Source organism: Candidatus Methylopumilus rimovensis (assembly GCF_006364615.1).
GTDB lineage: Bacteria > Pseudomonadota > Gammaproteobacteria > Burkholderiales > Methylophilaceae > Methylopumilus > Methylopumilus rimovensis.
The window spans coordinates 1,054,521-1,076,845 of record NZ_CP040986.1 but is presented as its reverse complement, the minus strand read 5'-3'; the positions used below and the strand labels follow the sequence as shown (position 1 = coordinate 1,076,845).

At 35.7% G+C, this 22,325-nt stretch carries 26 protein-coding genes and 1 tRNA gene; 18 read left to right on the top strand and 9 right to left on the bottom strand.

Annotated elements, in window-relative coordinates; translation table 11 throughout:
* Positions 1-26 precede the first annotated feature (26 nt).
* Positions 27-314: a co-chaperone GroES gene (locus tag FIT61_RS05545; RefSeq protein WP_139873794.1), complete on the bottom strand. Its 288-nt coding sequence runs from the start codon at positions 312-314 to the stop codon at positions 27-29.
* A gap of 156 nt (positions 315-470) precedes the next feature.
* On the opposite strand from FIT61_RS05545, the gene FIT61_RS05540 reads away from it, so the two are divergent.
* From FIT61_RS05540 to FIT61_RS05520, 5 genes are all read left to right on the top strand, one after another.
* The gene (locus FIT61_RS05540) at positions 471-1,547 is read left to right on the top strand and encodes an aldo/keto reductase (protein ID WP_139883734.1); all 1,077 of its coding nucleotides are present in this window, start codon (positions 471-473) and stop codon (positions 1,545-1,547) included.
* 63 nt (positions 1,548-1,610) lie between these two features.
* On the top strand, positions 1,611-2,855 hold the full coding sequence (gene bioA / locus FIT61_RS05535) for an adenosylmethionine--8-amino-7-oxononanoate transaminase (protein ID WP_478210056.1): 1,245 nt from the start codon (positions 1,611-1,613) through the stop codon (positions 2,853-2,855).
* Between the two features lie 2 nt (positions 2,856-2,857).
* The gene (dacB, locus tag FIT61_RS05530) at positions 2,858-4,255 is read left to right on the top strand and encodes a D-alanyl-D-alanine carboxypeptidase/D-alanyl-D-alanine endopeptidase (RefSeq protein WP_139883731.1); all 1,398 of its coding nucleotides are present in this window, start codon (positions 2,858-2,860) and stop codon (positions 4,253-4,255) included.
* Between the two features lie 18 nt (positions 4,256-4,273).
* Positions 4,274-4,738, top strand: coding sequence for an FKBP-type peptidyl-prolyl cis-trans isomerase (locus FIT61_RS05525; protein WP_187351789.1), 465 nt, complete (start codon positions 4,274-4,276; stop codon positions 4,736-4,738).
* The gene (locus FIT61_RS05520; protein WP_139873790.1) at positions 4,738-5,157 is read left to right on the top strand and encodes an OsmC family protein; all 420 of its coding nucleotides are present in this window, start codon (positions 4,738-4,740) and stop codon (positions 5,155-5,157) included. The genes FIT61_RS05525 and FIT61_RS05520 overlap by 1 nt, the downstream gene beginning before the upstream one ends.
* Before the next feature lie 8 nt (positions 5,158-5,165).
* Here the strand turns inward: FIT61_RS05520 and FIT61_RS05515 are convergent, their stop codons facing one another.
* From FIT61_RS05515 to FIT61_RS05505, 3 genes are read right to left on the bottom strand one after another with little or no spacing between them, the layout of a single operon-like run.
* Positions 5,166-5,480, bottom strand: a complete 315-nt coding sequence (locus FIT61_RS05515) for a DUF2322 family protein (RefSeq protein ID WP_139883730.1) — start codon at positions 5,478-5,480, stop codon at positions 5,166-5,168.
* A gap of 3 nt (positions 5,481-5,483) precedes the next feature.
* The gene (gene coq7 / locus FIT61_RS05510) at positions 5,484-6,104 is read right to left on the bottom strand and encodes a 2-polyprenyl-3-methyl-6-methoxy-1,4-benzoquinone monooxygenase (protein WP_139883729.1); all 621 of its coding nucleotides are present in this window, start codon (positions 6,102-6,104) and stop codon (positions 5,484-5,486) included.
* Positions 6,101-7,510 carry a S41 family peptidase gene (locus FIT61_RS05505; RefSeq protein WP_139883728.1) on the bottom strand — a complete coding sequence of 470 codons (1,410 nt, stop codon included), beginning with the start codon at positions 7,508-7,510 and terminating at the stop codon, positions 6,101-6,103. The genes coq7 and FIT61_RS05505 overlap by 4 nt, the downstream gene beginning before the upstream one ends.
* 118 nt (positions 7,511-7,628) lie before the next feature.
* Here FIT61_RS05505 and FIT61_RS05500 point away from each other — a divergent pair, with 118 nt between their 5' ends.
* Entirely contained in the window at positions 7,629-7,916 is a 288-nt protein-coding gene (locus tag FIT61_RS05500; RefSeq protein WP_139883727.1) for an Rdx family protein, read from the top strand.
* On the opposite strand, the gene FIT61_RS05495 is transcribed toward FIT61_RS05500, so the two are convergent.
* Positions 7,913-8,443 (bottom strand): C40 family peptidase, encoded by a 531-nt coding sequence (locus FIT61_RS05495; protein WP_139883726.1) that lies wholly within the window; start codon positions 8,441-8,443, stop codon positions 7,913-7,915. The two genes, FIT61_RS05500 and FIT61_RS05495, sit on opposite strands and share 4 nt — an antisense overlap.
* Positions 8,444-8,533: 90 nt before the next feature.
* Between FIT61_RS05495 and FIT61_RS05490 the strand changes: the two genes are divergently transcribed.
* The 6 genes from FIT61_RS05490 (at position 8,534) to FIT61_RS05465 (ending at position 14,558) form a co-directional block, all read left to right on the top strand.
* Positions 8,534-10,465 (top strand): DNA repair helicase YoaA, encoded by a 1,932-nt coding sequence (locus FIT61_RS05490; RefSeq protein ID WP_187351788.1) that lies wholly within the window; start codon positions 8,534-8,536, stop codon positions 10,463-10,465.
* A gap of 3 nt (positions 10,466-10,468) precedes the next feature.
* Positions 10,469-11,158 (top strand): tRNA (adenosine(37)-N6)-threonylcarbamoyltransferase complex dimerization subunit type 1 TsaB, encoded by a 690-nt coding sequence (gene tsaB, locus FIT61_RS05485; protein ID WP_139873783.1) that lies wholly within the window; start codon positions 10,469-10,471, stop codon positions 11,156-11,158.
* Positions 11,145-11,582 carry a ribosomal protein S18-alanine N-acetyltransferase gene (rimI, locus tag FIT61_RS05480; RefSeq protein ID WP_139883722.1) on the top strand — a complete coding sequence of 146 codons (438 nt, stop codon included), beginning with the start codon at positions 11,145-11,147 and terminating at the stop codon, positions 11,580-11,582. Before tsaB ends, rimI begins: the two co-directional genes overlap by 14 nt.
* Positions 11,579-12,097: a hypothetical protein gene (locus FIT61_RS05475; protein ID WP_139883720.1), complete on the top strand. Its 519-nt coding sequence runs from the start codon at positions 11,579-11,581 to the stop codon at positions 12,095-12,097. The genes rimI and FIT61_RS05475 overlap by 4 nt, the downstream gene beginning before the upstream one ends.
* A 17-nt stretch (positions 12,098-12,114) precedes the next feature.
* A complete protein-coding gene (locus FIT61_RS05470; RefSeq protein ID WP_139883719.1) occupies positions 12,115-13,839 on the top strand; it encodes a proline--tRNA ligase in 1,725 nt (574 codons plus the stop codon).
* Between the two features lie 227 nt (positions 13,840-14,066).
* A complete protein-coding gene (locus tag FIT61_RS05465; protein WP_139873779.1) occupies positions 14,067-14,558 on the top strand; it encodes a DUF1097 family protein in 492 nt (163 codons plus the stop codon).
* 59 nt (positions 14,559-14,617) lie between these two features.
* Here FIT61_RS05465 and FIT61_RS05460 read toward each other — a convergent pair whose 3' ends face one another.
* The 3 genes from FIT61_RS05460 to FIT61_RS05450 are packed head-to-tail and all read right to left on the bottom strand — an operon-like array spanning position 14,618 to position 16,793.
* Entirely contained in the window at positions 14,618-15,571 is a 954-nt protein-coding gene (locus FIT61_RS05460; RefSeq protein ID WP_320410139.1) for a hypothetical protein, read from the bottom strand.
* Positions 15,519-16,544, bottom strand: a complete 1,026-nt coding sequence (gene queA, locus FIT61_RS05455) for a tRNA preQ1(34) S-adenosylmethionine ribosyltransferase-isomerase QueA (RefSeq protein ID WP_139873778.1) — start codon at positions 16,542-16,544, stop codon at positions 15,519-15,521. The genes FIT61_RS05460 and queA overlap by 53 nt, the downstream gene beginning before the upstream one ends.
* A 57-nt stretch (positions 16,545-16,601) precedes the next feature.
* Positions 16,602-16,793 carry a DUF2970 domain-containing protein gene (locus FIT61_RS05450; protein ID WP_139873777.1) on the bottom strand — a complete coding sequence of 64 codons (192 nt, stop codon included), beginning with the start codon at positions 16,791-16,793 and terminating at the stop codon, positions 16,602-16,604.
* Positions 16,794-16,889: 96 nt separating this feature from the next.
* On the opposite strand from FIT61_RS05450, the gene FIT61_RS05445 reads away from it, so the two are divergent.
* The 6 genes from FIT61_RS05445 to FIT61_RS05420 all read left to right on the top strand — a co-directional run bounded on the left by FIT61_RS05445 (position 16,890) and on the right by FIT61_RS05420 (position 21,993).
* Positions 16,890-16,976 (top strand) — tRNA-Leu (locus tag FIT61_RS05445).
* 51 nt (positions 16,977-17,027) lie between these two features.
* A complete protein-coding gene (locus FIT61_RS05440) occupies positions 17,028-17,486 on the top strand; it encodes a DUF2244 domain-containing protein (RefSeq protein ID WP_139873776.1) in 459 nt (152 codons plus the stop codon).
* 155 nt (positions 17,487-17,641) lie between these two features.
* Positions 17,642-18,784, top strand: coding sequence for a cytochrome c oxidase subunit II (gene coxB, locus FIT61_RS05435; RefSeq protein ID WP_139874072.1), 1,143 nt, complete (start codon positions 17,642-17,644; stop codon positions 18,782-18,784).
* 33 nt (positions 18,785-18,817) lie between these two features.
* A complete protein-coding gene (ctaD, locus tag FIT61_RS05430) occupies positions 18,818-20,413 on the top strand; it encodes a cytochrome c oxidase subunit I (RefSeq protein WP_139873775.1) in 1,596 nt (531 codons plus the stop codon).
* A gap of 121 nt (positions 20,414-20,534) precedes the next feature.
* Positions 20,535-21,080, top strand: coding sequence for a cytochrome c oxidase assembly protein (locus FIT61_RS05425; protein WP_139873774.1), 546 nt, complete (start codon positions 20,535-20,537; stop codon positions 21,078-21,080).
* Between the two features lie 40 nt (positions 21,081-21,120).
* On the top strand, positions 21,121-21,993 hold the full coding sequence (locus tag FIT61_RS05420; RefSeq protein ID WP_139873773.1) for a cytochrome c oxidase subunit 3: 873 nt from the start codon (positions 21,121-21,123) through the stop codon (positions 21,991-21,993).
* Positions 21,994-22,037: 44 nt separating this feature from the next.
* Here FIT61_RS05420 and FIT61_RS05415 read toward each other — a convergent pair whose 3' ends face one another.
* Positions 22,038-22,256: a twin transmembrane helix small protein gene (locus FIT61_RS05415; RefSeq protein ID WP_139873772.1), complete on the bottom strand. Its 219-nt coding sequence runs from the start codon at positions 22,254-22,256 to the stop codon at positions 22,038-22,040.
* Positions 22,257-22,325 lie beyond the last annotated feature (69 nt).

The window sequence follows — 22,325 nt, the reverse complement described above, 5'->3', positions numbered from 1 at the left end:
ATATTTATGAATGAATGTTTAAGGCTTTATTCAACAATGCCCATGATGTCTTCTTCACGCATCACAAGTAACTCTTCACCGTCAACTTTAACGGCTTGGCCAGCGTATTTTCCAAATAAAACTTTGTCGCCTACTTTGACGTCTAGTTTTTTAACACTGCCATCTTCGAGAATTTTTCCATTACCTACGGCTTGAACTGTGCCTTGGTCTGGTTTTTCTGTTGCGCTGTCAGGGATAACAATGCCTGATGCTGTTGTACGTTCTTCTTCAAGACGCTTTACAATTACGCGGTCATGTAAAGGGCGAATTTTCATTTCATATTCTCCTAATAGTGTATTCTTTGAAAATTAATCAAAATCGAAAACATGAGTGATTAGCACTCAATGTCATAGAGTGCTAATAATAGGGACGAAAGTCTAAAATTTCAAGTGTTATTTCGTTAAATATCTGAATTTAAACATTATTTTTATATGAGCTATTACATAGAAAAGAAAAATTATCGAAAGCTAGGACAGTCGGATTTGCTTATTTCACCGATTACCTTGGGCACCATGACCTTTGGCGAACAAAACACGGAGTCCGAGGCATTTTTACAACTTGATTGGGCGGTATCACATGGTATTAATTTTATTGATACGGCTGAAATGTATCCCGTTCCTCCTAAAGAAAATACTTTTACGGCAACCGAAACAATCGTAGGTCATTGGTTAAAAAAACAAAAAAGGGAAGATATTGTTTTAGCAACTAAAGCTGCAGGTCCAAGAAGAGCGCTCAATTGGATTCGCAACGGACCTAAAGCTTTCGATGAAAAAAATTTACGTGAGGCAGTGGAGGGCTCTTTAAAAAGACTTCAAACAGATTATATCGATTTATATCAACTCCATTGGCCTGAAAGAAATGTGCCAATGTTTGGTCAGTATAAATTTGATCCTAGTGCCGAAATGGAAGGCTCAAAATTAAAAGAGTGGGTGCCCATTCATGAACAACTAGAAGCATTAAATAGACTTGTGCAAGAAGGTAAGATTAAATATATCGGCATATCTAATGAGCAATCTTGGGGTGCGATGGAATTTATTCGTATTGCAAAAGAAAAGAAATTACCTCTCATAGCTTCCATTCAGAATTGTTACAACCTCATCAATAGAGGGTTGGAGTTTGGTATGACAGAAATTTTATATCGAGAAAAGATTGGCTTCCTAACCTATTCACCCTTGGCGTTCGGACATCTCACCGGAAAGTATTTAAACGATATTGATGCAAGAGGTCGCGTGACTCTATTTAAAGGGTTTGCTCAAAGATATGATAAGCCTAACGTATTTCCTGCTGTTAAAGCATATGAAGCATTAGCACTGAAACATGGCATGACCTTAACTGAGATGGCCTTAGCTTTTGCTTATCATCAGTGGTTTGTTACATCAACCATCATAGGCGCCACATCGCTTGATCAACTGAAAGAAAACATTGAAGCGTATAACATAAGTCTCTCTAAAGAGTTGTTAGGTGAAATTGAAATCATTCATCTCACCCACATGAACCCAGCGCCTTGACATATGAGGAATCAAAATTTCATCGATAGAAGCTTAAAAAGTTTGTGGAACCCATGTACACAAATGAAAATTCAACAGAGTCAATCTATTATCCCTATTAAGCGCGGAGAAGGTGTTTGGCTATTTGACTATGATGATAAAAAATATTTAGATGCAACTAGCTCTTGGTGGGTCAATTTATTCGGCCACAATCAAAGCGAAATTAAAAAATATATTACAGACCAACTCGACCTTGTTGAGCACGTCATGCTCGCAGGTTTAACTCATGAACCAGCCATAAAACTTTCTGAAAAATTAAGTCATCTCACAAATCTAGGCCATGCTTTTTACGGTAGCGACGGGTCTAATGCGATTGAAATTGCTATTAAGATGAGTGTGCATTATTGGAAGAATAAAGGTCAACCAAAGAAGAATAAAATAATTTATTTACAGAATAGCTACCATGGTGAAACGCTCGGCGCCTTGTCTGTGACAGATATTAAACTTTTTCGTAAAAACTATGCTTCATTAATAAAAAAAAATAATCCTATCAAAACGCCGGATTGGCGATATGCAGATAAAGGAGAAACAGCAGAATCCTTCGCATTAAGATGTATTCAAGACTTGGAAAGATATTTTCAAGATAATCATCAATATATAGCCGCTTTTATATTGGAGCCCCTTGTGCAATGTGCAACTGGGATGGGAATGTACCACTCCATTTATTTAGCAAAAGCTAGAGATCTTTGTACGCAATATCATATTCATCTGATTGATGATGAGATTGCAGTGGGGTTCGGAAGAACGGGAAAGATGTTTGCATTTGAACATGCTAATATAAAGCCTGATTTTATTTGTCTTTCAAAAGGATTAACCGGCGGCTTCCTTCCCTTGTCAGCCGTGCTAACCACCGATAACGTTTATATGGCTTTTTACGAGGATAAGATAGAAAAAGGCTTTCTACACTCGCATAGCTACACTGGAAATCCACTCGCATGCAGTGCTGCGTTAGGCACAATAAATTATTTTGAAAATCATGATGTGATTAATCAAAATAGTAAAACCTCAGCTTATATTTCAGAGCGCATGAAGTCTCTATCAATATTGCCAATTTCTAATTTAAGAAATATAGGAATGATATGGGCATTTGATCTTGATGGAGCTACAAAAAAGATAATTAAAAAAATAAGTTCAAAAGCCATTAATCGTGGTCTTTTAATAAGGCCGATAGGCCATACTATTTATTTCATGCCACCTTATGTTATCAATCATGATGAAATAAATTTTATGATTGATACTACTCTTGAAGTTATTCAGTCATCCATATAAATATGCGAATACTATTTCTTATATTTCTCTTATGGATAAATCCGGTATTTGCAGATTCGGATATTGATGCAATCAATAAAATATTGAATCGCTCAGAACTTTCAAAAGGTAATTACTCGCTTTACATTAAAAATATCTCTAAACGAGAAAAAATTTTTAGTTATAACGAACAAAAGGCATTCAATCCAGCCTCGGTGATGAAGTTAGTTTCGACATACGCCGGGCTTCAGCTTTTAGGCCCTCAGTATCAATGGAAGACGGAAGTGCTTTATAAAGGCAATATAAAAAATAAACATCTATACGGCGATCTCATTATTAAAGGTTATGGCGATCCTACTCTTACTTATGCAGATTTTTATGAAATTATTGAAAAAGTTCAACAAAAAGACATTAAGTATATTCACGGTAATATTATTTTTGATGAAAGCTTTTTTGGCGAACTAAAAAATCAAGAACTTATTGACGATAAAAAATATCGTGCTTATAACGTAAATCCAAAATCTTTTGTAGTTAACGAAAATACAATCAATTTTAATTTTTCGATAAGTAATGAAAAAATTAATATACAAACCTTTCCTGAAATTCCAACATTAAAAGTCATTAACCATTTAAAACTTACAGACCAGGACTGCAAAGAATGGAAGGATACTCTTGGTTACGAGGTAGAAACAAAATCTAATTTATCAGAAATTAGATTTAATGGTAGCTTCGATAAAGCATGCGAAAGTAAGGATATCAATTTATCAATATTAAGCGGTAATCGATTATCTAAAGATCTATTTGAAAAAATTTGGAAGATACATGGAGGAGTTATTGAGGGCGAGTTTAAAAATACATATCAAAATTTTACTGACACACATAAGATCTATGAGCATCAATCAAAGCCTTTAAGTCTTGTTGTGAGAGATATAAATAAATATAGCCAAAATCTGAGTGCCAGAAATTTATTGCTCACCATACTCGCAGAAAATAATGGTAATCCAATCACTGAAAATGAGGCCGGAAGGTTTACGAAAGAGTCTTTAATGAAAGAAAAATTGAAACTGGACTCTCTTGAAATGGATAATGGCGCAGGGCTTTCAAGAAATGCAAAAATAAATGCAGGAGATTTAGGTTTCTTATTAGAAAAAGCATACAGTAACGTTTATATGCCTGAATTTATATCATCGCTTCCAAATATAGGTATTGATGGTACTTTGAAAAATAGAGGAAAAAAATTATCAGTCGCAAAGCGTGCTTATTTAAAAACCGGTAGCATCCAAAGTGTTAGTGCTATCGCAGGATATATTTTTGATAAAAATAACGATGTAAAAGTTTTTGTATTTATGGCGAATGATCCTAAAGCAAATGAATCATCTAAAATACAAGATGATCTCATTGAATGGACCTATCTTAACTAAACTTAAGGGAATGTTAATATGCGACATACGAACGTGTTTAAATTTATTTTAGTTTTTAGTGTTATTTTATTTAATATTGACTTAGCGTCTGCTGAGTCACAAATCTCACAAAAGGAAATTAAATTGGAAAAAAATATTACTACATTAGTTATTAAAGATACTGTTTTAGGCAATGGGCGACAAGCCGAAAAAGGCCTTGCTGTGACAGTGCATTACTCAGGTTGGTTATATGACCCAAATCAGAAAGATGGCAAGGGAAAAAAATTTGATAGCTCACTAGATCGCAATGACCCTTTCGTATTTAATTTAGGGGGTGGTCAAGTGATTCGAGGTTGGGATGATGGTGTGGATGGCATGAAAATTCATGGCAAAAGAACGCTCATCATTCCTCCAGATATGGGCTATGGCTCGCGCGGCGCTGGTGGTGTTATTCCCCCGAATGCTACTTTAATTTTTGATGTTGAGTTACTCGGAGTTAAGTAATGAAAGCTAGAGTCAAATGGATTGAAAATGTATGTTTCATAGGCGAGTCTGAGTCTAATCATTCAGTGATTCTTGATGGTCCCGAAGAATTGGGCGGTAGAAAACTGGGGATGCGCCCTATGGAGATGTTGCTTATCGGCATGGGTGGATGCACATCATTTGATGTGGTCACGATCCTTAAGAAATCAAGACAAGCTATTAGTGATTGTTATGCTGAAATTGAAGCTGAAAGGGCTGAGACAATACCTAAAGTTTTTACTAAGATTCACATTCATTTTGTTCTAAAAGGTAAGGGCTTGGATAAAGATCAAGTTGAGCGCGCAATTAAATTATCAGCTGAAAAATATTGTTCAGCATCCATTATGCTGTCTAAGTCGGTGCAAATTACACACGATTTCGAAATTAAAGAAGACATCTAACTGCTCAATTAATTTTTAATGATTTTTAAATCAAGTGGCTCTTCATTTTCCATAACGGTAAGAAGACGATCAATATTTGGATGTTTGCCAGGATTTTTTTGAGCATCTACAGTATGTTCTGAATATAAATCAAGACCTTCAATTGCTGCATCAAGGGTAATAGCGCCAAAAATTTTCCAGAGATGTTGATAGACTTTTACGGAGCCTTGGCTTCCTGGTTTATTTTCGATAGCACCTATCAAAACATTATTTTTATAAATTTCGATACGATCAATGTGATCTGATTTGTCGAGCGTTAATAAAATGTCATTAAATTTCTGCATCGATTAAATTTTTGCCGAAAGTGTTGTCATCATTTTTGATGTTAATGACATAGCTTTTTTGACCTGACGGGGCAATTCAGCGCCACCTAGTTCTTTTGCCTTGATTGCATGTTGTTCTTCGTCATCCGCCATAACTTCTAGTATTTTATTCGTCTTAAGATCTTTTTTAGAAATTTTCTTTAAATGACCTGTTAAATGTTGAGCTACTTGTCGTTCTGTTTCAGCTAAGAATCCTAAGTTATATTTTTCACCTAAGGCGCTTGCTAAAGAGCCTATTAAAAAAGAGCCTGTATACCATAAAGGATTGAGAAGGCTTGTTTTGCCTCCTAATTCGTGGATTCTAGAATTACACCAATCAAGGTGATCGATTTCTTCTTTGGATGCTTTCTTTAAAGACTCGGCACCTTCACCATGTGAATTGAAAAGAAGTTGTCCGCTATATAAAGCTTGAGCGCAAACTTCACCTGCATGATTAACGCGCATCAATTCGATCGTACGTTTTTTTTCGTCCGGGGTTAATTCAGTTTCTTTAATGTGAAGGTCAGGTCTCGGTCTTGAGCCTTTAGGTTTAGTAAATAAAACCTTCAGGCCCTTATCAAACTCAACGATAAGATCATCAATCATTTATTTTGAATAATCTGAAGGCCTTTGAGAATATTCATTGCTTCTTGGAATTGCTTATCCGCTTTACTTCCTGGCTCAATAGGGCCTGAGGGAGCATCAGAGGTCTTCTTTTTATCCTCTTCAGATTTTTTGACTGGAGAAGTTATAGGCTTACTATCTTTATCTTTGGGAGCGACGTTTGCATCAGCATCTTTTGGATTTGAAAGATGATTTGTGAGATCCGCTTCTTTAGTCATAAATGAAGGATCACTTCCATCATCAACGATGATGTCAGGCACAATACCTTTAGCCTGAATTGATCTTCCTTTAGGGGTGAAGTATCTTGCTGTTGTCATCTTAATTGCAGTGCCGTTATTCATAGGCAGAATACTTTGTACAGACCCTTTACCAAAACTTTGCATGCCGACAATCAAGGCTCTCTTGTGATCTTGGAGAGCGCCTGCCACAATTTCAGATGCAGATGCAGATCCGTTATTCACTAAAACTGCCATAGGCGTTGATCTAATATCTTCCGGAAAGTCTTTAAGGTAATCATCTTTGCCGCTACCTTTAAGATAATTCTCAGGGGTTGCAGTAAGATGCATTTTTGAATCTTGCGCACGACCTTCTGTATAAACAACCAAATCACCCTTAGGCAAGAAAGCAGCAGAGACGCCAACCGCAGCATTTAATAAACCACCTGGATTATTTCTAAGATCAAGCAATATACCTTTTAAAGGAACTTTATTTTGTTGACGAAGATTTTTTAGGAGCTTCGCTAAATCTTCACCTGTATGCTCTTGGAATTGAGCGACGCGAACGTATGCATAATTCGGTTCAGCAAGCTTTCCCTTAACGCTTTGTGACTTGATGACGGCGCGCACTAAATTAAAAATTAAGGGTTTGGTTTCACCTTTTCTTAATACGGTAAGAACAATACTACTACCTGGTTTGCCACGCATTTTTTTAACCGAGTCATTCAGTGTTAAACCTTTTGTAGACGTTTCATCTAATTTCATAATGAGGTCACCACTCTTTAATCCTGCTTTGTAAGCTGGACTATCTTCGATAGGCGAGATAACTTTTACAAAACCATCTTCCATACCAACTTCAATTCCAAGACCACCAAACTCACCTTGGGTTGCTTGATTTAAATCTTTAAAGTCTTCGGTATTTAAAAAAGAAGAATGAGGATCAAGGCCGGTAAGCATGCCATTAAGTGCTTCGTTGATAAGCTTTTTGTCTTCTACTGGCTCTACGTAATCAGATTTAATCTTGCCAAAAACTTCGGCAAAAGTTCTAAGTTCATCAATGGGGAGATTGTTTTTTTCAGCTTTATCCGCAAAGACGGGTAAATTCAAACTGATCAGAACACCGATCATAGCGCCACAGGCTATGAGGGTAAATTTTTCGAATTTTGAGCGCATGAATGACTTTCGTAATAAGCTATTAAGCATTAATTAATTAATAATAAAGCATTCTGTCTTTTTGTTTGGCTTATATCAATAGCCTTTAATAAATATATTTTAAGAATAACTTTGAACTATGGGAACTAAATCTAAAACACATCAAATCGAAATTCAATTTTGTACGCAATGTGGCTGGCTTCCCCGAGCTTCATGGATGATGCAGGAAATACTGACGACTTTTCAGGATGAAATTTTATCTGTTACCTTAACCCCTAAATCGGGCGGTATTTTTGACATTTTCTTAGATAAAGAAAAGATCTATTCCAGATCAGATTTTGGAGGATTTCTTGATATCAAGGATATTAAAAAGTTGATAAGGGACAACATTAACCCAAAGAAAAATCTCGGACATAGCGAGCTTTAAAGCGTTTCTTCTGGGTCAACTCTTGTTGCGCCATTAAATCTTTTAAGCCAGTAGTTTTTTGTAAGGCTTTCAACACGAATAGTTTTGCCTGTTCGTGGCGCATGAATAAATTCATTATTTCCTACATAGATACCGACATGAGAGAACCTAGATTTTCGTGTATTAAAGAATACAAGATCACCTGGTTGCAAGTCTTCAAATTTAATTGTTTCACCCATCTTACTGAGGGATCTGGCGCTTGGAGGAAGGCTAAGATTTAAAGCCTGCTCAAAGACATATTTTACAAATTGACTGCAATCAAAACCGGTTTCTGGCCTTGAGCCCCCTAATTTATATTTAATACCAGTGAGCTCATAAGCTTTATCAATAATGAGGGCAATATCGCTTTTCCATTGCTGATCAGCTGACGGCGATACTTCCAATTGTGAAGCTGTGTCTGAAGCATCTAAATTCAATGAATCAGTTTCCGCCCAAGACGGGCTAGAAAATGCGATCGCTACAAAGATGAGTAAAGCTTTGAAATTCATAGTTTGAAAATGAGTAAATTTCTGAGATTTTATCATTTATAGAGGGTTTGTGAAATCGGAGTTTCATCTGCATGAGATAATCATATGATTATGAATGAAATATTTATCAAAGAATTTTTTAGCGAAAAAGGCGATCTTTCTCATAACATTGATGGCTATCGAGTGAGACAAGAGCAGATCGATATCTCGATCTTAATTGACAAAGCGATTACACATAAAAAAAAATTAATTGTCGAAGCGGGAACAGGCATTGGTAAAACTTTTGCGTATCTTGTCCCGGCATTTCTTTCTGGCGGCAAAATTATTATTTCTACAGCAACTAAAAATTTACAGGATCAATTATTTACTAAAGATATTCCTATGATTAGGGACGCATTAAAGGTCCCAGTGAGTTTAGCTATGCTCAAAGGTAGATCAAATTATTTATGCCATTTGCGATTAGAAAACGCCATGATTGAAGGTGCTTTTATGACCAAAGAAGATGTCACCCATTTACATCTCGTAAACCAACATGCAAAGCATAGTATTGATGGTGACAGAGCTGAATTAGATACTATTCCAGAAAGCTCATCTATATGGCCGCAAGTAACCTCTACTAAAGAAAATTGTTTGGGTCAGGAGTGTAGTTTTTATAAAGAGTGTTTTGTCATGAGCGCTCGAAAAAAAGCATTGGCTGCGGATGTTACCATTGTCAATCACCATTTATTCTTTGCCGATCTTAATATGAAGGAGGAAGGTATATCTGAACTTCTTCCAAAAGCCACAACAGTTATTTTTGATGAAGCACATCAGATACCTGATATTGCTTCTATTTTTTTTGGGAAAAATATTTCAACAAGTAAGATTAGCGAGATAGTTCAAGATGGTTTTCAGATTTATTTAAAACATATGAAAGATGTTTCAGATTTTGAACCTATTTTAAATGACTTAGAAAAAGCAAATAAAAATTTTAGACTTGTATTTCCAAGAGAATCTAATCGATATCCCTATCAAAAGATTTCCTCTTTTAGTCAATTCGAATCCAGCTATCTAAATCTGGTTGAAAAACTCAAAAAAATAATTGAATTATTAACTCTTCATAAAGACCGGGATTCGGAGATTGAAAAGTATTTTGATAGCGCGAATGAAATACTTAAGAGTTTTGATGATTGGCTTGAGGATAAAGATAACAATTCAATTAAATGGATCGAAATTTATTCGCAGTCCCTGCAGTTGAACAATACGCCGTTATCTATTGCTGATATGTTTGCAAGACATATTAATAATGAATCAACTTCATGGGTCTTTACATCAGCAACACTCGCTGTAAAAAATAATTTTGATCATTTCAAAAACCAACTCGGCCTGATAGATGCAGATTCGGTTTCTAAAGAGAGCCCATTTAATTACGCTGAAAAAGCTTTACTCTTCGTTCCCAAAACAATGCCGGATGCCAATCATGAGAATTTCAACTTTGCGGTTGTGAATCAGATCTATCCTTTTATTAAAGCAAGCAAAGGCAGAGCATTTATTTTATGTACGACATTAAAATCTATGCGAGAAATATTTACACTCCTTCAAGATAAGATTGAAACAGATCAATTAGATTATCCAATCTATCTTCAAGGCGATGGTTCAAGAAATCATCTTTTAAATAAATTTAGAGAACACGGTCACGCTATTCTTATCGGCTCGTTAAGTTTTTGGGAGGGTGTAGATGTGAAGGGTGACGCTTTGTCATTGGTGGTAATAGATAAATTACCATTTTTTTCCCCAGAGGACCCTGTCTTGGCTGCAAGAATTGATAAAATTAATCAAAGTGGCAAGAATGCTTTTATGGAATATCAATTACCTAATGCAGTCATTACTTTAAAACAGGGCGCTGGTCGATTAATACGTGACGAGTGTGATAAAGGAGCTCTTGTGATATGCGATACAAGAATTATTGATAAAGCTTATGGAAAAAAAATGTGGCAGAGTTTGCCCCCTTTCGCTCGAACGCGAGATGATCTAGAAGTCATCCAATTTCTAGAAAAAATTTAATTTATGAAAATTTTGTCCTTAGATACCTCTTCTGAATATATGTCTTTAGGTTTAAAGATTGATGAAGACTTCTATTCGATCAATATCAATGCTGGACAGACTCATTCAGAAATAGTCTTACCTGAAATAAAAAAATTATTAGAAGGACATCAATTAACGACAAAAGACCTTGATGCTATTGCATTTGGTAGAGGGCCAGGATCATTTACAGGCATAAGAATCGCGTGTGGTATCGCATACGGACTAGGTTATGGCGCTTCAATTCCAGTTATTGGCGTGAACAATCTTTTAGCGCTCGCCGAGAGTTCGGGTAAAAATAAAGTAATAAGTGCCATTGATGCCAGAATGGGTGAAATATATTTAAGTGCTTATACAAAGGAGAGCAAAATATTTTCAAAGCCAATCATTGAAGGGGTTTATAAGCCAGATGAATTACCTCAACTTAAAGAATCCGGCTGGACTTTGATTGGTAATGCAATCGAAACATACAAGAAAGAAATGAAAGATCATTTTGACCAACAAATAAATGATCTCGTAGACGGGCCCTATGAGGTGGTCGAATCTATTTCAAGATTGGCAATACCTTTTATTAAAAATAAAGTATTTGAGTTGATTCATGCTGAGCCTGTTTACTTAAGAAATAAAGTGGCGTTTACTACCGAAGAGCGAAAAGCATTGAATGCAATTTATTGAATTTAAAGAGAATGATTTAAGCGCGATCGGATTGATTGAAAATGAAGTTCACGCTTATCCTTGGACACAAGGTAACTTTTTAGATTCGATAAAATCAAATCACACATGTTTAATGATGAAGCTTAATGAAGAAATTATCGGTTACACCGTCATGATGTTTGTGTTAGATGAATGCCATCTTCTTAATATAAGTATAAAAAAAAGTATGCAAAAAAAAGGCTATGGATCCCATTTGCTTAAGGAAGTCATACATCAGGCAAATTTAGCTCACGCAAAAACAATTTATCTTGAAGTTAGAGCCTCTAATCAAACCGCTATTCATTTGTATGACAAACATGGATTTAATGAAATGAGTATTAGAAAAGATTATTATCGTGCTAAAGAGGGGCGGGAAGACGCTCTATTAATGGGGCTTGTGATTTGATGGACGCTGATTACAAAAAAAGAATCTTAAAAGAGCTTGAATTATTTCCTCTTTGGAAATTAAAAGACAGGCCTAACAATGAGCTTTTTCCAAAGCAAGATACAAATTCTATAGAGGTTGATTTATTTTTTGGATTCAAAATAGATTATGCAGAAGGATCTTTATTACTTTTGAGCCGAAAATTTTTGCTAGGAACTGAAGAGGCTGCCCAAGAATTATTTTTAAACATTGCAAAATTTATTTCAACGTCGATAGGCGAACATACATTCCAGAAAAATCATTTATTAAAGCTTACCAAAGATCAGATTGGTGGCTTATTTTTAAATACTACCCCAATGCATGTATTAGCTTTTGGATTCGATAATCAGTTTTTTGAGGAATACAAAACAATTGATTTGATGAATAATGTCTCTATGAACATTAAGCATATGCTTAATATAAATCATTTGCTTAAAAACCCAAAAGATAAGAAATTAGTTTGGGAAAACATTTTAGATTTAATGAAAGCTTTTTAAATTAAGAAAGAATATAAATGCTCGCATCAAAATTTTACATCTCAACCTTGAAGGAGGCGCCTTCAGAAGCAGAGCTTATTAGTCATAAGCTTATGATTCGCGCAGGCTTTATTAAGCGCCTAGGTTCAGGCCTTTATTCTTGGATGCCGCTTGGCTTAAAAGTTTTAAGAAAAATTGAAGCGATTGTGAGAAATGAAATGAATCAAGCTGGCGCGGTAGAGTTATTAATGCCAGCTATACAACCAGCTGAGCTATGGGAAGAGACCGGTCGATGGGCTCTCTTCGGACCACAGATGTTAAAGATCAAAGATCGCCATGATCGAAATTTCTGTTTTGGTCCGACGCACGAAGAAGTCATCACGGATATTGCAAGGAAAGAAATTAATAGTTACAAGCAGTTACCCATTAACTTTTATCAGATACAGATGAAATTTAGGGATGAGATTAGACCTCGTTTTGGTGTGATGCGTGCTCGCGAGTTCTTAATGAAGGATGCTTATTCTTTCCATGCATCAAGAGCTTCATTACAAGAAACATATGAAAAAATGTATCAGGCCTATACCAATATTTTTAATAAGATAGGTCTTCAGTTTAGGGCAGTGAAAGCAGATACCGGGGCTATCGGAGGGGATGGGTCGCATGAGTTTCATGTTTTAGCTGATTCTGGCGAGGATGCGATTGCATATAGCTCAGTGTCTGACTACGCTGCTAATATTGAATTAGCAGAAGCGATTCTTCAGGATGACAAAAGACTAGATCCAAAAGAGCTGATGGTTAAATTTGACACACCAAAACAGACGACTTGTGAAGATGTGGCTAATTTGATTGGCGCCCGCATTCAAAAGACAGTTAAAACTATAGCCCTTATCAATCAAACCAATGAAGCAAATGAATTTTTCTTAGTCCTTCTTCGAGGGGACCATGAGCTTAACGAAGTGAAATTATCCAAGTTACAAGGCTTTGAGAATTTCCGTTTTGCAACGGACGAAGAAGTAAAAGAGCATCTAAAATGCCCCCCAGGATTTATTGGGCCCGTCGGAGTTAAATCTTCCATAAAAATTCTTGCAGATAAGCCCGTCAGCATTCTGTCTGATTTTATTTGTGGTGCAAATGAACCCAAACTTCACTTAAAAGGTGTGAATTTTGTGCGTGACCTCCCAGAACCGATACTTTTTGCAGATTTAAGAAAAGTGGTCGAGGGTGACATGAGTCCAGACAAGCAAGGCATTCTTCAGATATGTAGGGGCATTGAAGTGGGTCATATTTTCCAATTGGGCAATAAGTACTCTAAGGCAATGAAAGCAGAATACTTAGATGAAAATGGTCAGAGTCAAATTCTAGAAATGGGATGTTATGGCATCGGTGTGTCGCGCATTGTAGCAGCCGCTATTGAGCAGTCGCACGATGATAAAGGTATTATTTTTCCGATTAACATTGCGCCTTTTGAAGTGGCGATTGCACCCATAGGTTATGACAAAAGTGCTGAGGTTAAAGCTGCGGCACATAAAATTTATGATGCGCTTAAAGCAATGGGTGTCGATGTCTTGCTTGATGATCGGGGTGAGCGTCCAGGTATTATGTTTGCTGAGATGGAGTTAATAGGTATTCCTTATAGAATCGTCATTGGAGATCGCAATTTAAAAGAGGGTAAAGTTGAGTTCCAAGGTCGATTGGATCAAGAATCTAAGTTAATTGATGAAAATCAAATAGCTACAGAAATTAAATCTTTATTATTTTCCTGATTATCATATTAATTTTTTTTAAGTACATGATTTAATTGAGTTATTTTTGTTAGGTATTTATTACAAAATAATTACAATTAAGGGGTGTATTTATTAAAAAAAAGGGTTAATATTCGGCAAGTAGTTAGCGATCGATGACCTGGAAGACTAGGGCCAATTGATAACTAAGTGCTCAAGTACTATAGCTCTTTGATGTATATATAAAGTCAACTAACTTAGGAGATATTATGTCGAAATCATTAGCAGTAGCAATTAGTGTTGGTATTTTAGCAGCCGTATGGAATGCTCTCAGTGGCGACTATCTTGGTAGTATTGTTGCAACTAGCATTCCAGTGGGATTTATAGCATGGGCTTGTTCAGGCCTTGCTGGTAAGTCAGATGCAATGCAAAAAACAGTTATCGGTATGACTTTTGGTGCAATCATTGCTTCCGTAGCAGTAGTTATTGGAGGATTTGATTTGCCAGTGATTGGTGCAAGTGATGAAGTAGGTGTTGGTTTAGCTGCTGCTATTCTTGTATTAGTCTCAGGAAGAGCAAGTCAAGTCTCAAATGTCGGAATAAATGTTTTAGGTTTTGCGTCAGCTTTTACGCTATCACCAAATGCAGCTAGCATCGCTGCAATGGATTTATCTAATCCAGTAGCTATTGTTTTAGTTTCAAGTATCTTGGGCGTAGTTGCAGGTAATTTAGCAGGAAGACTTGCAGCTGCAATTAAATAATTGCTTTACATGACTCTTAAAAAACGCACCTCAAGGGGTGCGTTTTTTATTTGGGTTTTTTATTTGGACTTACTAGAAATTTTAAATCCGTAATAGGTTCCGAATTCACCTTCAGATTCGTTAAATATAAAGAATAAATTATTTGTATAGCCAAGGCCGTTGTAATGATTTTGCGCTCTTAATTTTATATCTTTTGGTAAAGCAGATTTGCCAACATAACCCCCCTTGGCATTAAAGATTAATATCGCTTTATGGTCGACATCAAGAATGGCCAATTCTTCTCCATCAATACCTGTTGAAGCAATAAAATTATCACTCAAATCATCAAATGCGACGCTCGCTGACTTTAGGTCTAAATGAATTTCTCCTAACTTGTTGCCTTCACTCGCGTCAATAATGATGACCTTGTCACTTCTTTTTTGTTTAGCAAAGTAACGATTCGTTTTAGAATCAAATGAAGGCATTGTAGCTGAGTCGCCAAAGGCGGGATTGAAGTTAGAAACTTCTTTTGATGTGCCCTTTAAATTGCCTTGAGGATCAAGGTCTAAAGAAAATATGCCGGTATTAGGGGCAAAACCAGCTTCACTGGAAATGTTGTAAGTGATGGTTGTTAGTTGATAAGTTAATTCATTGTAAAAAATAGAGCGATTATCGAATCCTGCCTGTGTTGAGGACAAGTATTTTCCAGATTGGTCATAGGTATGAATAAGTGATTTGGAGATAGGTGCCTCAGTTTCTGAGCCCAAGGGCGCTAAACCGCCATCGGCGATGTAATATTTTTTTTGTCCCGGAATGAAAGCTACTGTCATGGGACGTGTCGTAGGTTTTTTAGCAAGTGTAATTTTAATTTCGGATTGTGCTTCAGGAATGACTTCCGCATAAATACAATAATTAAAAATTAAAAAAAATAGCGTAATAATAATTTTCATAGATTTATCTTCAATAAGGCTGGTTGTTAATTTAAGATCGCTCAATAAACGAAGCGTCGCCATAGCTATAGAAGCGATATTCATTTTTAATAGCGTGCTGATATAGTTTCTTCATAGTATCAGTTCCGCTAAAAGCTGAGACTAAAATAAATAGGGTACTTTTGGGTAAATGGAAGTTGGTGAGTAATGCATCTACAATCTTAAATTTATAGCCCGGTTTAATAAAGATAGAAGTTTCTTTAAATCCGGATTGAATCGTTTCCTCGGAAAATTTACTTTCAAGCGCTCTTAAAACGGTGGTGCCGATTGCAATAATCCTACCATTTTTTGACTTAGCTTCATGAATCATTTGAATAGTTTTATCGGGCACGTTAAAAGATTCACTATGCATTTGATGGTGATCAATATCATTATCTCTGACAGGTTGAAAAGTGCCAGCGCCAACATGCAGAGTTAGAAAAGTATATCTAATTTTTTTATCATTTAAGTTTTTAAAGATTTTATCCGTAAAGTGGAGCCCAGCTGTTGGCGCTGCAACGGCGCCCGACTCCTTTGCATAGATGGTTTGGTATCTGTTTTCATCTGATTTATCCGCATTTCTTTCAATGTAGGACGGCAAGGGTATGTGCCCATATTTTTCTAATATGTCGTAAATGGATTCATCTGAAATAAATTCAATATAAAAAAGATCCTTTTCTTTTCTTAAGACTTTAACTGAGACGTCTTTATTAATCTCAAAGATAGTGGCATCAAATATTTTTTTTGATGTTTTTAAGTGTGCAAGTGCATGATGCTCATCCAAGATGCGTTCAATCATGATTTCAACTTTTCCACCTGTTATTTTTTTTCCAAATAACCTAGCCTTAATCACACGTGTATCGTTGAAAATTAGCAGATCATTGATATTTAATAGATCAACAAATTCTGTAAAATTTTTATCACTGAATGACTTCGTATTTTTATTTAAAACAAGTAGTCGACTTGCATCCCTTTTTTGAAGTGGTGCTTGGGCAATAAGATGCTGGGGCAGATCAAAATCAAATTCTTCAAGTAGCATATCTATTTATGAGACTAACATTTTAAATAAAATCTTTAATTGATCTGAACATTGCAATTATTTAATATGATTTAAAATAACATTAACTAAAATTGCAAGCGTTAACAGCAAAAGAATAGCCACTACAAAACCAATAATTAGAAAATATTTTATTCCATGTTTTTCAACAAAAGCATCATCTTGAGAAAATTTTCTATTATTTTGTATGCCGAAAAAAGCAGATATGATACTTTTAATGATATTAAACATAGTCTTTGTATTAAGTTTTAAATTCCAATAATTTTAATATACTTATTAGTTATAAGCCGATATTAACTATAATGTTAAGTTTATAGTCTTTAATAGGCCGGGATGGCGGAATTGGTAGACGCACGGGACTCAAAATCCCGCGCTAGTAATAGCGTGCGAGTTCGATTCTCGCTCCCGGCACCATAAATTAGAAAATTATTGGAATTTTTTTCTTTTGAGTACGTCAAGTGCAATATGATTCAAATCAAAAAGTCTGATAAAGGCACTTCAAGCGAGTTTATTCTTCGCCCAAATCCCTCCATGCCATGGAGACTTATTAAAAAAATATACTTTTTTTTCTTTATTTTTATCCTCATAATTTCCTTAATACTTTGTTATCTTGGATTGTATCTAGCGATTCCTTTTTATGGCATTGAGGTTCTTTTGCTCGGATATGCTTTGTATTTCACTTGCCTCAAAAGTACTTTTTATCAAATTATAAGAATAAGTTCCCGCTTAATTGAAATTAAAACTGTTCAAGGAAAAAAAATTATCAAGGAAGAGTTTAATCGAGACTGGAGTAAATTTAGACTTGTTTCAACATATTTTAATCGGCCTAGTTATATTGTAATAAGTTCTCAGGGGAAAAATACTCGTGTTGGAGATTTTTTATGCGAAAGTGAACGTTTAGAATTATTTAAAAAACTTTCATAAATACAATTTTTCGTATTGATTTTAAAAAATCCTACTGATAACATGAATGCCATATAATTTCAGTAAATCTAATTTCAGTAAATTAATTTCAGTAAATAATATAGAACATTTGACTTTATACGTTAGAGGGATATTAAATGCATTTGAATAAAAGTATGGCTAGATTTTTATCTAACTTCTCAGTTATCTTCTCGGTACTATTTTTATTAAGCCCCAATTTATTGCATGCTGCATGGGGTTTAAATATGACTCAAGGAGTTACCCCCATAAGTCAGGATGTTTATAACATGCATATGACTTCTTTGTATGTAGTTACTATCATTGGTATTTTAGTTTTTAGTGTGATGTTTTGGTCTATATTTCATCATCGAAAGTCAAAAGGCGTCAAACCCGCAAAATTTTCGCACAGTACAACCGTTGAGATAATTTGGACTCTCATACCTTTTGCAATTATTGTTGCATTGGCAATACCAGCAACTAAACTTCTTGCAAGGATGGATGACACTTCAAAATCTGAAATCACTGTCAAAGCAACAGGTTATCAGTGGAAATGGAAATACGACTATATAGATGAGGACATAACTATATACAGCAACTTGGCCTCTGATAGTGTTGATGCTAGCCAGAGGAATTCAGGTATTGATCCAAAGACTGCTGATAATTATTTACGAAATACTGATACAGCGCTTGTCCTTCCTGTTGGTAAAAAAATTAGAATTATGACAACGGCGAGCGATGTGATTCATGCATGGTGGGTTCCAGATTTAGGTTGGAAAAGAGATGCTATTCCAGGATTTATTAATGATAACTGGACAGTAATTAATAAAGAAGGTATTTATCGCGGGCAATGCGCTGAAATTTGCGGTAAGGGACATGGATATATGCCGATTGTAGTGAAAGCCGTTCCTGAAAAAGAATACTTAGCTTGGGTTCAAGAAACAAAACTTGCATTAAAATCTAAAAAAGATAGTGGTGACAAAGAACTTTCGATGGATGAGTTAAAGTCTAAAGGCGAGGCAGTTTATAAGGCCAATTGCTTGGCATGTCATCAAGCAAATGGTCAAGGTATTAAAGGGGTGTTCCCGGCGCTCGATGGAAGTCCAATTGCAACAGTTAAAACTCGCATTACTGAGCATATTCGTCAGGTTATTTATGGTAAAAATAATATGCCTGCTTTTGGAGAGCAATTGTCGGATACAGATATTGCTGCAGTCGTAACTTATGAAAGAAATGTTTGGGGTAATAAAACAGGCGATATTATTCAGCCTAAAGATGTTGCAGCTAGTAGAAAGAAATAATTTTAAATTTTTTAATTTAGGAAGATTTTAAGAATGAGCACAATAGCACACGCCAGTCACGATCATCACGATCATAAGCCCACAGGTATTAAACGTTGGTTGTTTTCAACGAACCATAAAGATATAGGTACGATGTACTTAGTATTTTCATTGATCATGTTCTTTATTGGTGGCTCAATGGCGATGATTATTCGTGCAGAGTTATTTCAACCAGGACTTCAGTTTGTAGACCCACAATTTTATAATTCAATGGTGACTGTGCATGCACTAGTAATGATTTTTGGAGCTGTCATGCCGGCTGGTGTTGGACTTGCTAACTGGATGATACCTATTATGATAGGTGCTCCAGACATGGCTCTTCCTCGTATGAATAATATGAGTTTTTGGATTATGCCCTTTGCTTTTGCACTTCTTTTAGGCACTTTGTTTATAGAAGGCGGAGGCCCTGCAGGCGGCTGGACCATGTACCCACCACTTGTGTTACAAACAGGAAAAGCATTCCCATTTTTAATATTTGCGGTTCATTTCCTCGGTATCTCATCTATTATGGGAGCAATTAATATCATTGCAACAGTCTTTAATATGAGAGCTCCAGGCATGACATTAATGAGATTACCTTTGTTTGTCTGGACTTGGGTGATTACAGCGTTTTTACTTATTGCCTCTATGCCAGTTTTAGCTGGTGCCGTGACAATGCTCTTAACAGATAAATATTTTGGTACAAGCTTTTTTAATGCTGCCGGCGGCGGTGACCCGGTATTATTCCAGCATATTTTCTGGTTCTTCGGTCATCCAGAAGTGTATATTTTAGCTCTTCCAGCTTTCGGAATCGTATCTCAAATTATTCCGACTTTTGCTCGTAAGCCACTTTTTGGCTATGCATCCATGGTTTACGCAACAGCCTCAATTGCAATTCTTTCTTTCTTTGTTTGGGCTCATCACATGTTTACAGTTGGCCTTCCTATTAATGGCGAATTATTTTTCATGTATGCAACGATGTTAATTGCGGTTCCGACAGGAGTTAAAGTATTTAATTGGGTAGCCACAATGTGGAAAGGCGCTATGACCTTTGAGGCCCCGATGCTATTTGCATTGGCATTTGTAATTTTATTTACAATCGGGGGGTTCTCTGGCCTTATGTTAGGTATCACGCCAGTTGACTTTCAATACCATGACACTTACTTTGTTGTGGCTCACTTCCATTACGTCTTATTAACTGGCGCAGTTTTTGCTCTTATGGCCTCAGTGTATTACTGGCTTCCTAAATGGACTGGTAATATGTATGACGAAAAATTAGCTAAGATACATTTCTGGCTTTCGACTATTTTTGCAAATGTGCTTTTCTTTCCGCAACATTTTTTAGGTTTAGCCGGTATGCCAAGAAGAATTCCAGATTACAGTGTTCAATTTGCAGATTTTAATATGGTTTCGAGTCTTGGTGGTTTTGCATACGGCATTTCTCAATTGTTATTCATTTATATAGTTATCAAATGTGTCTTAGGTGGCAAAAAAGCTACAGGTCAAGTTTGGGAAGGCGCTCGTGGTTTGGAGTGGACATTAAGTTCACCTCCCCCATACCATTCATTTACTAAGCCACCAAAAGTTACAAAAGCTCTAATGGACTATTGATGGTTAAAAAAGCATTTCGAACTAATAATGAATTAGTTGAAAAAAGAAATAAACGATTAGCATTGATTCTAGGGTTAATTGCTCTTTCTTTTTACCTAGGGTTTCTTATAAGTAATATGAAATGATTAAAATAAGCGGCATTAAGCGAACAACTGTTTATTTAACGCTGCTCACAGTGCTAATGTTTGGTTTTGGATATGCACTAGTGCCGCTGTATGATGTTTTCTGTGAAGTCACAGGATTAAATGGAAAGACTGGTCGTATTTACAATGCAGAAGCTTCAAAATTAGTTGTAGACACTGAGCGATTTGTTACTATTCACTTTGATTCAAACATAAATGGTAATTTAGCTTGGAAATTAAAAGCTGATCAAAAGTTTTTAAAGGTTAATCCAGGTAAATTTTATGAAGTAACTTATACAGTTGAAAATATGATTAATGAGGAGATTGTTGGGCAGGCAATACCAAGTGTTACTCCGCAAATCGCATCACTTTATTTAAAAAAGTCTGAATGCTTTTGTTTTAGGAGCCAAGTATTAAAGCCTGGTGAGAAAAAAAATCTTACGGTGCGTTTTGAAGTTGATAAAGATATTCCAAAAAACGTAGAATCTCTCACACTTTCATACACATTCTTTAGAGCTTTAAAAGAAGATAAAAAAGTAAGTTAAATACAATTTATAAATTATTAACTGATAATTAAGGAAATATATGGCAAGCAAAGATATCTATTTTGTTCCTGAGTCAAGCAAGTGGCCGATTGTTGGAAGCCTCGCTTTATTTACTTCATTCGTAGGGGCAGCAATGTTATTTAATCAGTCGCCCAATGCAAAATATGTGTTTATTATTGGATTAGCAGCGGTAATTTACATGTTTGCCGGATGGTTTTCAAATGTAATAACTGAGAGTCTTGAAGGGAAATATAATAAACAAGTAGATACTAGCTTCAGAATGGGTATGGGTTGGTTTATTCTCTCAGAAGTTATGTTTTTTGCAGCCTTTTTTGGCGCGCTATTTTATGCCCGTGTTTTATCTGTGCCTTGGCTTAGCGGTGAAGGTCATGGAGTAGTAACGCATCAATTTTTATGGCCTGACTTTAAAGCTGCATGGCCAATGTCAGCAATGCCAAATCCAACTAACTTTACGACTTTTAAAGATACTATCCCAGCTTTTGGAGTTCCTGCAGTAAATACATTGATTCTTTTAACAAGCGGATTGACAGTTACATTTGCTCATTGGGCTTTAAAAAAAGGACAAAGAAAATATTTATGTGCCTGGCTTGCTGCCACAGTTGCGTTAGGGGCAATATTTGTTTATTTTCAAGCGGGTGAGTATCACCATGCCTATACTGAATTAAATTTAAAGCTTAGTTCTGGAATATATGGATCTACATTTTTCTTACTTACAGGATTCCATGGTTTCCATGTAACAATGGGGGCTGTTATGTTAGCGGTGATTTTATTGAGATCACTTAAGGGCCATTTTACAAAAAATGATCATTTTGCTTTTGAGGCTGTTGCATGGTACTGGCACTTTGTAGATGTGGTTTGGCTAGGTTTGTTTATTTTTGTATATTGGCTTTAATCTAGCACATTTAAAAAGCGCTATATTTATAGCGCTTTTTTATTTCACAAACTATGAGGGCGAATCAGACCAGAATAAAATCCATAAAAAAGCAAGAAGAACAAAAGAAGAGAAAGACCAACTCTAAAAGAAAGTGATGTAACCATTCTGTTTGAATTCTTTTTTTTATCTTTGATTAGAAAGAAAAGCCCGCCCGAAAGAGATAGAAGTATAAATAACAGAATTGCAATTACAAGAATCTTAAATAATAATTCACCACTCATAAAATAACCTTACCTTACCTTAAATTTAATTTTGAAATTTTCAATCTATAACATAAGTTTTAATTATAA

Bases quoted from the DNA above. Each gene is read 5' to 3' on its own strand.
- bioA (WP_478210056.1), top strand. From the start codon at position 1,611: ATGAAAATTCAACAGAGTCAATCTATTATCCCTATTAAGCGCGGAGAA.
- FIT61_RS05525 (WP_187351789.1), top strand. From the start codon at position 4,274: ATGCGACATACGAACGTGTTTAAATTTATTTTAGTTTTTAGTGTTATT.
- FIT61_RS05460 (WP_320410139.1), bottom strand. From the start codon at position 15,571: ATGAATATCGCTTCTATAGCTATGGCGACGCTTCGTTTATTGAGCGAT.
- FIT61_RS05540 (WP_139883734.1), top strand. From the start codon at position 471: ATGAGCTATTACATAGAAAAGAAAAATTATCGAAAGCTAGGACAGTCG.
- FIT61_RS05505 (WP_139883728.1), bottom strand. From the start codon at position 7,510: ATGCGCTCAAAATTCGAAAAATTTACCCTCATAGCCTGTGGCGCTATG.
- FIT61_RS05495 (WP_139883726.1), bottom strand. From the start codon at position 8,443: ATGAATTTCAAAGCTTTACTCATCTTTGTAGCGATCGCATTTTCTAGC.
- FIT61_RS05415 (WP_139873772.1), bottom strand. From the start codon at position 22,256: ATGAGTGGTGAATTATTATTTAAGATTCTTGTAATTGCAATTCTGTTA.
- FIT61_RS05520 (WP_139873790.1), top strand. From the start codon at position 4,738: ATGAAAGCTAGAGTCAAATGGATTGAAAATGTATGTTTCATAGGCGAG.
- ctaD (WP_139873775.1), top strand. From the start codon at position 18,818: ATGAGCACAATAGCACACGCCAGTCACGATCATCACGATCATAAGCCC.
- tsaB (WP_139873783.1), top strand. From the start codon at position 10,469: ATGAAAATTTTGTCCTTAGATACCTCTTCTGAATATATGTCTTTAGGT.
- FIT61_RS05500 (WP_139883727.1), top strand. From the start codon at position 7,629: ATGGGAACTAAATCTAAAACACATCAAATCGAAATTCAATTTTGTACG.
- FIT61_RS05425 (WP_139873774.1), top strand. From the start codon at position 20,535: ATGATTAAAATAAGCGGCATTAAGCGAACAACTGTTTATTTAACGCTG.
- dacB (WP_139883731.1), top strand. From the start codon at position 2,858: ATGCGAATACTATTTCTTATATTTCTCTTATGGATAAATCCGGTATTT.
- FIT61_RS05545 (WP_139873794.1), bottom strand. From the start codon at position 314: ATGAAAATTCGCCCTTTACATGACCGCGTAATTGTAAAGCGTCTTGAA.
- rimI (WP_139883722.1), top strand. From the start codon at position 11,145: ATGCAATTTATTGAATTTAAAGAGAATGATTTAAGCGCGATCGGATTG.
- FIT61_RS05420 (WP_139873773.1), top strand. From the start codon at position 21,121: ATGGCAAGCAAAGATATCTATTTTGTTCCTGAGTCAAGCAAGTGGCCG.
- FIT61_RS05465 (WP_139873779.1), top strand. From the start codon at position 14,067: ATGTCGAAATCATTAGCAGTAGCAATTAGTGTTGGTATTTTAGCAGCC.
- queA (WP_139873778.1), bottom strand. From the start codon at position 16,544: ATGCTACTTGAAGAATTTGATTTTGATCTGCCCCAGCATCTTATTGCC.
- FIT61_RS05440 (WP_139873776.1), top strand. From the start codon at position 17,028: ATGATTCAAATCAAAAAGTCTGATAAAGGCACTTCAAGCGAGTTTATT.
- FIT61_RS05470 (WP_139883719.1), top strand. From the start codon at position 12,115: ATGCTCGCATCAAAATTTTACATCTCAACCTTGAAGGAGGCGCCTTCA.
- FIT61_RS05515 (WP_139883730.1), bottom strand. From the start codon at position 5,480: ATGCAGAAATTTAATGACATTTTATTAACGCTCGACAAATCAGATCAC.
- coxB (WP_139874072.1), top strand. From the start codon at position 17,642: ATGGCTAGATTTTTATCTAACTTCTCAGTTATCTTCTCGGTACTATTT.
- coq7 (WP_139883729.1), bottom strand. From the start codon at position 6,104: ATGATTGATGATCTTATCGTTGAGTTTGATAAGGGCCTGAAGGTTTTA.
- FIT61_RS05450 (WP_139873777.1), bottom strand. From the start codon at position 16,793: ATGTTTAATATCATTAAAAGTATCATATCTGCTTTTTTCGGCATACAA.
- FIT61_RS05490 (WP_187351788.1), top strand. From the start codon at position 8,534: ATGAATGAAATATTTATCAAAGAATTTTTTAGCGAAAAAGGCGATCTT.